We start from the raw sequence: 13,585 nt of genomic DNA on the forward strand, positions 1-13,585 counted from the left end.
GCTTATCCCCGTGGATTTCTACTGGTCCCGATGAGGGCTTGGACGCGTGTCTCAAATATGCGTTGGGGCTCTGTTCTCCTCAAACACCTTCACGGCTTCGTGAGTCATCGCGACAATGCTACTTCTGGGCCGAGCGGCGACGCCTGTCGACCCTTCTCTGCCGCTCGACGGTCGGCCGTCTCAATGTCTCTTACCAAAGCTGAATCGCCGGTCGAATGACCACGCACCGACGAGAGCGAACTGCTGCAATTGGCCGTCTATCGTCGCAGACTACCGTGCTCCGTTAAATACTGACGCAGCGCGCAAAGCGGTCGTATAAAGATTTGCTTCGAACGTCACGGGCCTTTGACGATGTAGATCACAAACTCGGCCACGTTCGTCGATCTCGACTTCCATCCGACTAGCCAAGGTCTCGGCCGTGCCCCCCGCGCTCGCTGCCTGGCTACCGTGGTTGGGTCCAACAACCACCTCACTCGCAGCACTCGTGAGCTCTAGCCGCGCTGGTCAGTCAAGAGTCTTTCTCGACATAAGCGGAGGAATCTCCACCCAGGTGGGTGCCCGCTTCATTTAGTCCTCGCTGCTCTTTGACGACCCTCCGCTCCAAAACCACCCAGAAGCGAGCATCCCGGCCAGAACGACCAACGCCGCGTTCAAGACCTTCTGGATCGCATTGCCGAATCCAGCTCCCGGCCCACGCTACGAAACAGCGGACACGCAAGCGCCGATGTGGCCCAGGCATCCGGCTCGCAAAGAGCTGAATTGCGGGTTGAGTCCTGTGCTTTTCGAAGCTTCGCTTCGCCGGGTAGCGGCCTAAGCTTTGGTTCAATGTTCTGCACTGAAACAACGAGAAAACAGCGATGTCCACACGACTTCACCGGGTGTCTCGCACGGTCGGCCTTGCCCTTGCCGCCGTGACATTGGTCATGTCTGGCACGGTGCTAGCCAGACATCCCACCCCGTTCACGTCGTTATCCGCCGACGATCAGATTTTCATCAAGTTGCATGACGCTGCACGCGACAACGATCCCGCGCGCGCAGCGCACCTGGCAAGCTTGATTCCGAATTATCCGGCGCCGGCTTATCTCAGCTATTTCCAGATCAAGCCGCGTCTGTTCAACGGCGCGGGGCATGCGAATCTCGACGCGCCGGACGCACCGGTGCTGTCATTTCTGCAACGCTACGACGGACAGGCGATTGCCGACCGTCTGCGCAACGACTACCTTCGCGTGCTCGGGGCGCGCCACGACTGGCACGATTTCGATTCGCAATATTCAAAGTTCGTCCTGGACGACGACACGCAGGTGAAGTGCTATGCGCTCGAGTCCCGTGCCACGCGAGGCGAAAATGTGGCCGACGCGGCGCGGGCGCTGCTCGTCGAGCCGAACTGGTACGGTGACGGCTGCGTCGATCTGATCACCGCGCTCGACCGTAACCAGCAGTTCACTCCGGACGATGGGTGGCAGCTGATTCGCCAGGCCTATGAACAGGGCGCGAGGACGACGGGCGGCAGACTGGTCGATGCGCTGGGCGCGGCGCGCCCGGATCAGCTGCTCCTCGAGCAGGCGACGAACCAGCCACGCCTGTTGCTTGCGAAAGGCATCCAGCTGGACGCAGCGTCCCATCAACTCGCGCTGCTCGCCATCACACAGTTGGCGGTCGGCGATCCGGAGGCCGCCGAGGCCACCTTCACCGTAATCGCACCGTCGCTCACCCTGGCAGAACGGGCTATCGGTTGGGGCACGATCGCCTATCAGGCGGTGCTCAGGCAGCTACCGGGCGCGGTGAACTGGTACCGGCTGTCGGCGAACGCGCCCCTGTCGAGTCAGGCCTACGAGTGGCGCACGCGCAGCGCGCTGCTGGCCGGGGATTGGACAATGGTGCGCTGGTCGATCGAGCAGATGCCGGCCGCGCTGCGCGCACAGCCAGCATGGGTCTACTGGTACGCGCGCGCGTTGAAGCAGAGCAGCGAGGTGGCGGCAGCCGACCAGGAATTCCGAACGATCGCGGGTAACTACACCTTCTATGGCCAGTTGGCCTCCGAGGCGCTCGGCCGGCAGATCGTGATCCCGCCGCAGACCAAGGTGACCGACGAAGAAGTTGAGCGGGCTGGCCGGACACCAGGCTTCGAGCTGGCAGAACGCTTTTACGCGCTGCACCTGCGTACGGAAGGCAACCGTGAGTGGAACTGGCAGCTGCGCGGCATGACTGACCGACAACTGCTCGCAGTCGCCGAGTACGCGCGTCGCATCGAGCTTTATGACCGGGCTGTGAGCACTGCCGACAGGACGCAGACGGAACATGATTTTTCGCTGCGCTACCTGGCGCCATTCCGCACGATTGTCGAGCGCGATACGCGGTCCACCGGGTTCGACGTAGGATGGGCGTATGGCCTCATTCGCCAGGAGTCGCGCTTCATTATCAATGCGCGCTCGGAGGTTGGCGCGGGCGGCCTGATGCAGGTGATGCCGAACACCGCTGAGATGGTCGCGAGGAAGATCGGGCTCGGTACGATCTCGCGGGCCAGGATGAACGACATCGACACGAACATCCTGCTTGGCACGTACTATCTATCGATGATTTACAACCAGCTTGACCGTTCTGCCGTGCTCGCGACCGCCGGCTACAACGCCGGCCCTGGGCGCCCGCGTAAGTGGCAGGCCAACCTGCCGCGACCGGTGGAAGGCGCGATTTTCGCGGAGACAATTCCGTTTAACGAAACCCGCGACTACGTCAAGAATGTATTGTCGAACACGGTTTACTACGCGGCGCTGTTTGATGGCCACCCGCAATCGCTGACGGAGCGGCTTGGCCAAATCGAGCCCCGATGATATCGTCCGCAACGCTGATCCGCGGATCGCTCGGGTGCAGTAAGTGCGGCTGCATACGCGACACTGTATAACGATCCTTCTATCTCTGGATGACCTCTCAACACGGAACCATCTTCTGCGCCGTTTAGGTAGTCAGCCGGCGATCTGCGTTCAAATGACGGACTAAGCCCTAGGAGTCGCCATGTCTTTCGAGCAGTATTGCCAGATTGTGGAGGGCATCCGCGTACGACGAGTTCAGTCATCGAATCGGAGCCACGCCAACCAAAACTGACGAAGGATCCTTTGAAATCATGACTTGCATCCCGCCCTGAGCGGGCGGGGCTTCAATCACTGCGACACAGTGACGACGTACGTCGTGTCCACCATGAAACCAGTTCCCGGACCGCGTACAAAGCTACCACCAAATCTGATCGTGTGCTGACCGGGCGACAGCGGTTTGAGCATCACCCAGTACCCATCGCTGATCGACATGCCGGGTCCAGCGCCCGATCCAAGGATGTTATCTGCAGGAACCGTGAAATTGAAGAACGGCGACAGCGCACGGAAACCCTGTGCACCGTTCAGTACGTCGTTGCCGTCAACCGTTACGTGCAGGCTGGTTGGGCTGATGCCGTCTGCAGTAGTCGCGCTGCATTTGCGGCATGATGCTGCGTCCGTGCAGTGAAACGGCGGCAGGTCCTGGGTTGAACACTCAACGTTGATGAGCGGAAAAAGAATGGACGCTGTTGAGGGAATATGATTTGAGCACGTCAGGGTGACGGCTTTATTTGAAGCGCTGCCTGCAAGGAACCATACTGATCCCGCCTGATTGATACTGCAGTCAACCGCCCCTGTTGGTTGATTCTCCGGGTTGGTTGCGGACGGTATCGCAAGCAGCCATTGCCACCAGGTTGCAGACCATTCGCCATACGTTAATCCCAGGGCCGATGTGCCAGGTGGATAGACGGGGGAATTTGCACTCTGGGCGAAGGCAGAGGCCGAAAGACCGAGAAGGATGCTGGTTAATATTAACTGGCGGTACCTTGCGCGAGAGACGGTCGGCGACTTTTTCAACAGCATCGGCCGGGTGCTGCCGTACGTAGAGAGCAGCGGCCGATACGCCCCATTAGCGCGAACTGCTCGTAGTCGGACGTGGGAATTCCGTAGCCCCTGGTCAGAAAATGGGTGGGAGAAAATGAGTTCGCACAAGCGAGGATTATTGTGAGCTACTGACAGTTTTCGACGCAGACGAACAACGCGGGGAAATGTGAGACCGTACACCGCGGCCACGGCCACGACCGCGCACTGCAGGAAAGCGCGCGAGAGCGCCGCAGCAGGCGTTTGACGCATCGACGAGGGGCCTGTTGCGTCACGACCCAAGTCATCGCACGGCCGGTGGTTCCGCGTCGGTCGGGACGCCGGCCAGGTACCGGAACAGTGCCAGCGCCCGGTTCGCCGTAGAGGCCTCGTGCCCGCTCGCAATGAAACTGCTGGCTTGCCGGTCGATGCGCGCGAGAATATACAGGCCCCATACGTCGTTCGTCTGGCGCTGTGCGAACACCACCGTCTGCAGCGCAGCCGGCTGAAACAGTGTCAGTCCGAAGGCACGGACCGGCGACACATTTTCCTCGGCCAGCGCCATCCGCTGCGGGCTGTGCTCCAGCACCCGCATCCGGTACACCAGGGGGCCGGAGCGGCTGTCGCGCACCCAGAAGTACAAGGTTCGACCGGCTTGCAGTTCAGACGGACGGAAATCACCCCGCCGGTCCCCGCCCTCGGCGGGTCCGGCCAGCGCTGCGGCATCCAGGAACAAGGGACGCCACGTCTTGTCGGTTGTGGACCAGTAGCGCATGCTGCGCAGGGTGGAGACCGCCCCGGCACGTGCCAACAGCGTCTCGGGACCGCCAGCGACGTGGACCAGCCCTGCGACCGCGACGACAACCCGGGAGCGGGACGCGGCAGGCCATCCGGTACACGAGGACGGCCGCCACACACTCGCATCGAGCTCCTCGGCGCCCAGGATCGCCATTGCTGGTTGCACGCCCAGCGACGCGTAGGCCGGCACCGGCGGTGTCCCGCACGGCGGCGTTGGCAACGGGGTTGCCACGGCGAAGCCGGCGGCAGCCGCCAGCGGCGCGCAGCGGGCGGCTGCCTTCAGGCAATACGAACCGCGAAGACGCGCAACGTTCATCTGGGCTTGCCTCCCAGCAGCGGCTCGGTCAGGAACTTGACGAATCGATGCGGCTCCGATGTTGAAATACCTCAGCGCGACGTAGCGGCGCATCAAGGGGCGAAAGATCCCAAAGCCTACATCCGAGATCGCCCCGGCAAGTCGTTCGTTCGCCGGCATCCCTTTGACGTTCAGGTCCTCGATAACCACCGCTGGGTTCTCGCGGCAGAGCCGAGTCGTGAGCTTGTGCATGAAATCCGCTCTGACGTGCGCGATGCGTGGGCAGCCTTGCCAAGGATACAACTGTCTTCATCTATTGACGACCGCGAAAACGATTCCTCGCTCGCCTGTCTGCAGTGGTCGAACGTGACGCCTCGTTGCGGGTCGACAGGCCTTGTAAAGCGGACGGGAAGCTATAGTGCCTTCTTCGCCCACAAGATAAAGTTGAAGTTTCTTATCGTGTGCATTAGCGATCGTGCATGGATCGGTGTGAAAGCAGCAGCATTGCCTTGTCAGCCTCGATGGACATACCGTTCCCAAATGCATTTACTATGCTATGCCAAATATCGTCAACGTGATGTAATCGATAATCAAAAAGTACGTTCTGAAAATACCATCCTTGCACTAATCGCTCAACGCCTTTAACCACGCGGGTTTCGACGCCCGATCATCACTGCGGATTCGCTACAACCCGGCTCCCCTCTTCGTCCCTTACGCGGTATCGGCTAGAGTTCCACCTGTGAAGCAGGTCCTATTGGAGAAGACATGCGCGACAACCTGATTCCCGTCATCGTGGGCCGGAAATGGCAAATTGCTAAGGGGTACCATGCCGTTGAACTTCGAACGATGTCCAAATCGGCGCTTCCGCCGTTTAACGACGGGTCGTGCGTCACTCTCTTTCTGAATAGCGCTGGCGACAAGCAAAGAATTTATCCTTTGCTCGGCGTTTCGTCCCTGTCCGATGGTTACGTGGTAGGCATGAGACAAGAAGGTGATGGCAGAACGGATAGTCTGCTATCCAAGTTTCCGTTGAATGAACGAGACGAAGTGTATGTCGGCACCCCCAAAAGCCCGCCGACAATTTTGGACGATCGTGCGCGATCCATCCTTTTTGCTGGCGGAATAGGCGCAGCATCGATCGCGGGAATCGCGAAGCGGCTTGCATCGGCGGGTCAAAGGTTCGAGGTGCACAACTTCGCCCGATCGGCCGACCGCGCAGTTCTTCGAGAAGAATTTGACGCGCTTCGAAGTCACGGTGAGGTCTATCACCATTTCGGCCTGTCCGATGATCTATTCGCGCAGAAGAGTTCCCACGCAATGAGTCCAACTCATGCCAACACACAGATTTACTGCAGCGGCCCCCCTGCTTTCATGGATCTCATAGAGCGCCAAGCCCGCGAATGGGTGTATGCAGCGAACGTTCATAAAATCGCCCTTGGCGACCAAAAGGCATGGTCAGCGGCAGTGTGACGGCACGGTAACTGAGGCGCGCTTTCCGCAGCTGATGCACAATCGCTCGTCGGTCCCGCCCGCTCACGCCTATCTGGGGCTGTGGAATACTCGTGAGCCGCTTGGACGGTTCTAGAACTGTGGGCTGACGTCATGCGCATCTGACCGGTGGCGACCCTGAACAGCCGTTCGAGATCGCGCCATCGCGATGGCTGCTTCGAAGGGTGCAACCGCCATTCGATCAATCAACCTGGCCGGCGAGCGATCGGTGCCTTTACGGCCACTCGAGTCCCCCGCCATATCACTGCTGAATGACCGGTATCCTGAGAGATCGAGGAGGAACATGCATGAAGTCAATCAACGCTGAGTAAATCTGCAAGCGGCTTCCTGATCAGCCGCCAGTATGGCCGGCATCGTATCCCTCAGATAATCCACCCAGGTGCGAATCTTCGCGTCAACGTATTGTCGCGATGGATACATCGCGTACAGCCCCATCTCCTGCGACCTGTATTCGGGTAGTACCCAGGCAAGTTCACCGTTGCGCAATCCGCTGATCGCCGAGTAGATCGGAATCAGGCCGATTCCTAGTCCTTCCCGTACTCCAGTGGCAAGAGCCTCCGGTGTATTGACTTCCAGCAAGGCTGGCCGGAATCGAACGGACTCCATTCCGTTTGGCCCATCGAAGGTCCACACGTTCATTGGAAACTCGGGTGTGTTCAGGTGGATGCACAAATGCGCTTCGAGGTCGTCTGGCGTGTGCGGAACGCCACGGGCCTCGATGTAAGTACGTGATGCGCAAACAATGCTGAATGCACTACCGACTTTCTGTGAAATGAGCTCTGAATCCGATAATGCCAACGCCCCGACAATTGCAACGTCGCAGCCGTCTTCGATGAAATCCGGCATGCTATTGGCGAGCGTCAGCCGGACTTTCACTTCCGGATATAGCTTTTGATACGCGCCGATCGCCTTGATGAGGTAGTGCTGTCCAAACCCGACGGGAGTGCGTACCCTTAGTTTCCCAAACGGACGCGCATGTGCGTCACCCGCTTCCGCCTCAGCCTCTTCGATCAGGGCGAGGATCTGCATGCAATGCTCGTAATATCGCTCACCGGCTTCGGTCAGCGCGATGCGTCGTGTGGTTCTGTTGAGCAGTCGGGTTCGAAGATGTCCCTCCAGATCCGAAACGGCGCGTGAGACCTGGCCAGGTGTGATGTCCATGCCGTTCGCCGCCGCGGTGAAGCTCCCGGCTTCGACGACGCGCACAAAGATGCGCATGCTTTGAAGTATGTCCATGCAGAGCTCCAGATGCGAGTCGAAACGGCGAAGCGCGATAAATGGCGTATCGCTACATCCCTTTGCAGGCGCAACAGTGTGCGCCGGCCGACCGGCGCTTACGTTAAATCATCTCGATGGCCATGGCAGTGGCTTCGCCACCGCCGATGCAAAGGCTGGCAATTCCGCGGCGTCCGCCCGTCAATCTGAGGGCTGCAAGCAAGGTGACCAGAATGCGCGCTCCGGAAGCGCCGATAGGGTGACCGAGGGCGCAGGCGCCGCCGTGTATGTTGACCTTGTCGTGATCGAGAGCCATGTCCCGCATGGCGGCCATGACAGCGACCGCAAACGCCTCGTTGATTTCCCACAAATCTACGCTGGACGTCGTCCATCCGATCCTGGACAACAGTTTCTCCATCGCGCCCGCGGGCGCGGTGGTAAACAGTCTCGGCTCTTGAGCGTGGGTGGCGTGCCCGACAATAGCGGCCAGAGGCTTGATCCCAAGTCTGTCGGCGCTTGAACGACGCATCAGCACCAGTGCGGCGGCACCGTCGGAAATCGAACTGGAGTTGGCCGCAGTCACCGTGCCACCGGTCTTGAACGCGGGTTTCAAGCTACCGATCTTGTCGAGTTTGGCCCTGGACGGTTGCTCGTCGTGCTCCACGAGGACTTCGCCTTTTTTGCTGGAGGTCATCACGGGGGCGACTTCCCATGCGAGGGCCCCGGACCGAATAGCGGTCTGGGCACGGGTGGTGGATTTAATTGCATAGGCATCCTGATCGCCTCGGGAGAAGCCGTAAGCCTCTGCGCACTCTTCAGCGAAGGTCCCCATGGGACGGCCCTTATCGAAATAAGCGTCTTCCAGGCCGTCGAAGGACATATGGTCGAGGATCTGTCCGTGACCCAGGCGGAAACCGCCGCGCGCCTTCGGGATGAAGTATGGAGCGTTAGTCATGGACTCCATGCCGCCCGCGACAATGACCTCGTTGCTGTTGGCCATGAGTAGATCATGGGCCAGCATGGTGGCTTTCATGCCGGAACCGCACACTTTGTTGACAGTGGAGCAGCCCACCGACAAGGGCAGTCCGGCGGTGATTGCCACCTGGCGCGCCGGGGCTTGGCCGAGGCCGGCAGGCAGCACACATCCGAAGATGAGTTCCTGCACCTTGTCGGCGCTAACGCTGGCTCGCTGGATAGCGGCTTTTACGGCAACGGCGCCGAGCTGCGGCGCTGTGCAGCTGGAGAGATCCCCCTGGAAGCTGCCAATAGGGGTACGGGCGACAGACACGATAACTACGGGATCTTTGGACATGGTTTATTCGCTGAAAAGATGGTTGCGGTTTATTTGGCGGCCATACGGATGGCGCCGTCGAGGCGAATGACCTCGCCGTTCAGGTATTCGTTCAAGAGGATGTGCTCCACCAGAGCGGCGTATTCCGCTGGCTTGCCCATTCGGGCTGGAAACGGCACCGTTTTGCCCAGCGCCTCCTGGACTTCAGCGGGCATGCCGAGCAGCATTGGGGTTTCCATGATGCCTGGCGCAACTGTCATGACCCGGATGCCGTAGCGGGAGAGTTCCCGCGCGAGTGGCAACGTCATTGCGACGACGCCGCCTTTGGAAGCAGCGTAGGCCGCCTGCCCGACCTGTCCCTCAAACGCGGCCACAGAGGCTGTGCAGATGATGATGCCGCGCTCACCGGAGGTCTCTGGCGTGCAGGCGCTCATCATCTCCGCCGCAATGCGGATCATGTTGAAACTGCCTACCAGGTTGATATTGATCGTCCGCGCGAACGAATCCAGCTTGTGGGCTCCTTCACGGCCAATGACCTTTTCGGCGGGAGCAACGCCTGCGCAATTGACGAGTCCCCTGAGCAGCCCCATTTCCAGAGCCGCTGCAAAAGCTGCTCTGGCGCTGCGCTCACTGGCGACGTCGGTAACAACGAATCGGGCATTCGCCCCTAGCCGTGCGGCGATGGCCTTACCTGCTTCGGGGTTGACGTCCGCCAGGACCACCTTGCCGCCACGTTCGGCGATCATCTTCGCCGTGGCCGCTCCCAGGCCGGAACCCGCCCCGGTCACTACAAATACGTTGTCTCTGATCTGCATGTCCGTTTTCCTTTCATGTGACGCTGCGCTGATGCATTCGGTACGGCAGCCGCTGACTCGCGTCTGGATTCGCTTCCGATGCGCGCCGCTACTCCGAATAAAACGTGGTGAACGAGCCAACCTCCGCTCTTTCCGTGACGAGGCTGTTCTCGATGCGTGAGGCATCCTCAAATCCAAGACTCATGCCGACAACAAACCTCTCACCGGTCTCCAATCGAAGTTGATCGGCAATGACCTTGTGGTACTTCATAAATGCCGCTTGAGGGCATGTGCTCAGGCCATGAGCGCGGGCAGCGATCATGATGTTCTGCAAGAACATGCCGTAGTCGAGCAGGCTACCCTGCTGCATGACGCGGTCGATTGTGAAGAACAGGCCGACGGGCGCGTCAAAGAATTGATAGTTGCGGCTGTGCTGGGCCTGCATTCGCTCCTTGTCGCCCTTTTCGATTCCAAGCAACCCATATAGCTTCCAACCCACGGTCCGCTTTCTTTCAAGGTATGGCGATATCCACTCGCGCGGGTAATAGTCCCACTCGTCCGTGCATGTCTCGTCTAGTGCCGAATCTTCATTAACCCGCTGGATCGCGGCACAGATGCGGTCTTTGGCGTGCCCCGTGACGACGTGTACGCGCCAAGGCTGGATGTTGACGCCCGTGGCCGCGAACCGCGCCACGTCCAGTATCGATTCCACCGTCTCTCGAGGAATCGGCGTGGGCAGAAACGCCCTGATGCTGCGACGCGAAAGGATGGCCCATTCGAGGGCCTTGCGTAGCACATCGGCATCCATTGCCGGGGGTGTGTCACTTCTCTTCATCTGCCACTCCATCTGTCTCCGATGTCAGCAAGTCCGCGCAACTCGGTTGCACGGCAGCACTGCCTGATGAGCAAGATTAGCGGTGCAGAAAAGGACCGGTTGTCTCGAACATGACAATCAACATCGGCTTGCCAATCGTCCTCTACGAACCGAGAAGTGTCCTGTTCGGGACAGTTTCGGGCCAGCGCAACGTTTAGATTCGGTGTGGTACAGCAAGGTTTGAGCGTGCCGATTCAGAGGCCATACCCTGGCACCGCTTGTACCCGGACCGTTTTCACATCAGACGAGGAGACACGACATGCCCACCCAAATCTACGAGCACGGACTCGATCGAAACGAAGCCAACCATGTTCCGCTGACACCGCTGCACTCACTGGATCGATGTGCCGAATTGTTTCCGGAGCGGATCGCTATCGTGCATGGCGCGATGCGCCAGACCTGGGCGCAGACGCGCAACCACTGCCGCCGGCTGGCCAGTGCGCTCGTCCGGAGAGGTGTCACGCGCGGCGACACCGTATCGATTCTTGCGCCTAATACGCCCGCGCTGGTGGAGGCACATTTCGGGGTGCCACTGAGTGGCGCTGTGCTCAACACGATCAATTGCAGACTGGATGCCGACGGCATTCGATTCATTCTGCTTCACGGGGAATGCAAGGTTCTTTTTGTCGATCGTGAATTCGCGGCCCTCGCCGCGGACGCGCTCGAGCACGTTCCCACCAGGCCACTCGTGATTGACATTGCCGATCTCGAAGCACCGCCGGGATCGGCAATAGGTGAGCTGGACTATGAGCAGTTGCTCGGAGAGGGCGACCCAGACTTCGAGGGCGTGTGGCCCGCGGACGAATGGGACGCCATCGCGTTGAACTATACGTCCGGAACGACTTCCGACCCGAAAGGGGTCGTCGTCAGTCACCGTGGGGTGCAGCTTATGAGCATGCTCCAGTTGATTGACTGGGGCATGCCGCGCGGGCCGGTGTATCTCTGGACCCTCCCAATGTTCCATGCCAACGGATGGTGCTTCGCCTGGGCAGTCACAGCAGCTGGAGGCACCCATGTCTGCCTGCGCAAAGTCAATGCCGCAGGAATATTTAGAGCCATCCGCGAATACGGCGTCGATCATTTTTGCGCGGCGCCAATCGTCCTGGCCGCATTGGCTGACGCGCCTGCCAGCGAGCGCAGCCCATTGCCTCGCGCCGTTCGCGTGCGCACGGCGGGTTCACCACCGCCGGCCACCGTGTTGAAATCTGTAAGCAAGCTGGGATTCGAGGTCGAGCACGTATACGGCATCACCGAAGCCTCCGGCACGCCGGTCAGTTGCTTCATCCAGCCAAACTGGCGCGCACTGGCCAACGAGGAGCAGGCGCGCCTGAAGGCGCGGCAAGGTCAACGGGCCTCCGGACTTGAGGCCATGCGAGTAGCGAACTCCGCCACGCTCGAGTCAGTTCCTGCGGACGGCAAGACCGAGGGAGAGATACTGCTGCGCGGCAATGTGATGATGAAAGGCTATCTAAAGAACGAGGACGCAACCCGGAACGCCTTCGAGGGTGGCTGGTTCCACACTGGCGATATTGCCGTGGCGCACCCGGACGGATACATTCAGATCACGGATCGTTCCAAAGACGTCATCATTTCGGGTGGAGAGAACATTTCATCGGTAGAGGTGGAGGGCGTATTGCACCAACACCCGGCAGTCCTCATCGCGGCAGTGGTGGCACAGCCCGATGACAAGTGGGGCGAAGTGCCTTGCGCATTTGTCGAATTGAGACAGGGTATCGATGCACCTTCTGAACGGGAGCTAGTTACGTTCTGCCGAGAGCGGCTCGCTCACTACAAGTGTCCTGTGAGGATCGTGTACGGGACACTGCCAAAGACAGGCACAGGAAAAATTCAGAAATTTCGACTTCGAGAGCAGGCTGGCAGCCGGGAAGCCATTACGAAGCTGTCTGACGCATAGTCACGTCTCGCGGGTGCATCGACGCTTACTATTGCGACACGATTTTCACCCACTGCAGAATCAATCTTCGGTGTGAGCAAATTCGCGAAGCCCTGCCAGGTCAAGAATGCGGACTGAGCCATACTCGATCATCAGAAACCCCGAATCGGCGAGCTCGCGAAGCGCCCGGTTGGTGTTCTGTCTGGAAAGGCCGGACAAACGTCCAATTTCTTCTTGTGAAAGACCCAACGTTAAGTCCGTAACACTAAATAGTTGCGGATTGAACAGTTCAGCGAGACAGAAAGCGACTCTTGCAGACGCTTTGTGCAAGCGGAGGTTTCCAACCAGACCGACGTAGTATCCACACCGTGCATTGAGTTGATCGATAACAAATCGACTGAACGAATGGCTATTGTCAAGCAGCCACTCAAATGTGCTGTGCGGAATAAACCCGACTTCGCTGTCGCGCAGCGCTACCACCGAGTACGGGCGAGGCTCATCTTTCAATAGGGCTCCCTCACCAAACCAGGAACCCGCCGGGACGCCGGCGAAGGTCGTGGCCCGCCCACCTTTCGAGACCGTATCGACTTTGACTAACCCTTCGATCACGCCTATCCAATGATCTGCAGGGGCTCCGCGATGACAGACCAGGGTGCCGGCAGAATACGACCGTTGAAACGCATCTTTCTGGACGCGAACGAGTTGTTCCTGTGTCAAATTAGCCGACCAGGCGGAGCGCGATATGAAACACTGCAACTCAACTGATAGGGGCATAGCCAAGTTAGGTTCGAAGGGTCCGGAGGCTCTAGTTTAACCATTTGCCAACCGACGTTGCCCAATGGCCCGAGCGGCTGATATCTGCTCGAAGGTCCGGTCCGGAGTAGCAGCCGACGTTCGACCGAGCATTTGATGGCGTGGGCCAACGTCCGTAAATGGCCGAGGCTGTGTGAAAACGCATGCGGAACATGGCGTTCTAAAAAATCGACCCTTCAGATCGCGCCATATCGGCTTGGAAGCACCTCGGCAAGGGT

General features: G+C 59.4%; 10 protein-coding genes. 3 read left to right on the top strand and 7 right to left on the bottom strand.

The features are described 5' to 3' along the window. The first annotated feature begins 857 nt into the window (after positions 1 to 857). Positions 858 to 2,828 (top strand): transglycosylase SLT domain-containing protein, encoded by a 1,971-nt coding sequence (locus tag P3T21_RS37325; protein ID WP_429260872.1) that lies wholly within the window; start codon positions 858 to 860, stop codon positions 2,826 to 2,828. A gap of 327 nt (positions 2,829 to 3,155) precedes the next feature. Here P3T21_RS37325 and P3T21_RS37330 read toward each other — a convergent pair whose 3' ends face one another. Then, a complete protein-coding gene (locus tag P3T21_RS37330) occupies positions 3,156 to 3,887 on the bottom strand; it encodes a hypothetical protein (protein WP_429260873.1) in 732 nt (243 codons plus the stop codon). Between the two features lie 301 nt (positions 3,888 to 4,188). Next, positions 4,189 to 5,229 (bottom strand): DUF6675 family protein, encoded by a 1,041-nt coding sequence (locus P3T21_RS37335; RefSeq protein ID WP_429260874.1) that lies wholly within the window; start codon positions 5,227 to 5,229, stop codon positions 4,189 to 4,191. Positions 5,230 to 5,742: 513 nt separating this feature from the next. Here P3T21_RS37335 and P3T21_RS37340 point away from each other — a divergent pair. After that, the gene (locus P3T21_RS37340; protein WP_172176453.1) at positions 5,743 to 6,447 is read left to right on the top strand and encodes an oxidoreductase; all 705 of its coding nucleotides are present in this window, start codon (positions 5,743 to 5,745) and stop codon (positions 6,445 to 6,447) included. A gap of 336 nt (positions 6,448 to 6,783) precedes the next feature. Here the strand turns inward: P3T21_RS37340 and P3T21_RS37345 are convergent, their stop codons facing one another. The 4 genes from P3T21_RS37345 to P3T21_RS37360 all read right to left on the bottom strand — a co-directional run bounded on the left by P3T21_RS37345 (position 6,784) and on the right by P3T21_RS37360 (position 10,621). Beyond that, complete coding sequence (locus P3T21_RS37345; protein WP_429260875.1) at positions 6,784 to 7,722, bottom strand: LysR family transcriptional regulator; 939 nt, start codon at positions 7,720 to 7,722, stop codon at positions 6,784 to 6,786. 103 nt (positions 7,723 to 7,825) lie between these two features. Then, the gene (locus tag P3T21_RS37350) at positions 7,826 to 9,013 is read right to left on the bottom strand and encodes an acetyl-CoA C-acyltransferase (protein ID WP_429260876.1); all 1,188 of its coding nucleotides are present in this window, start codon (positions 9,011 to 9,013) and stop codon (positions 7,826 to 7,828) included. 29 nt (positions 9,014 to 9,042) lie between these two features. Further along, the gene (locus P3T21_RS37355) at positions 9,043 to 9,807 is read right to left on the bottom strand and encodes an SDR family NAD(P)-dependent oxidoreductase (protein WP_429260877.1); all 765 of its coding nucleotides are present in this window, start codon (positions 9,805 to 9,807) and stop codon (positions 9,043 to 9,045) included. 88 nt (positions 9,808 to 9,895) lie between these two features. After that, complete coding sequence (locus P3T21_RS37360) at positions 9,896 to 10,621, bottom strand: nitroreductase (RefSeq protein WP_429260878.1); 726 nt, start codon at positions 10,619 to 10,621, stop codon at positions 9,896 to 9,898. Positions 10,622 to 10,919: 298 nt separating this feature from the next. Here P3T21_RS37360 and P3T21_RS37365 point away from each other — a divergent pair, with 298 nt between their 5' ends. Further along, a complete protein-coding gene (locus P3T21_RS37365; RefSeq protein WP_429260879.1) occupies positions 10,920 to 12,575 on the top strand; it encodes an AMP-binding protein in 1,656 nt (551 codons plus the stop codon). Positions 12,576 to 12,635: 60 nt separating this feature from the next. On the opposite strand, the gene P3T21_RS37370 is transcribed toward P3T21_RS37365, so the two are convergent. Beyond that, the gene (locus P3T21_RS37370; RefSeq protein WP_429260880.1) at positions 12,636 to 13,328 is read right to left on the bottom strand and encodes a Crp/Fnr family transcriptional regulator; all 693 of its coding nucleotides are present in this window, start codon (positions 13,326 to 13,328) and stop codon (positions 12,636 to 12,638) included. Between the last annotated feature and the right edge of the window lie 257 nt (positions 13,329 to 13,585).

It is taken from the genome of Paraburkholderia sp. GAS334 (genome assembly GCF_050436625.1).
Lineage (GTDB): Bacteria > Pseudomonadota > Gammaproteobacteria > Burkholderiales > Burkholderiaceae > Paraburkholderia.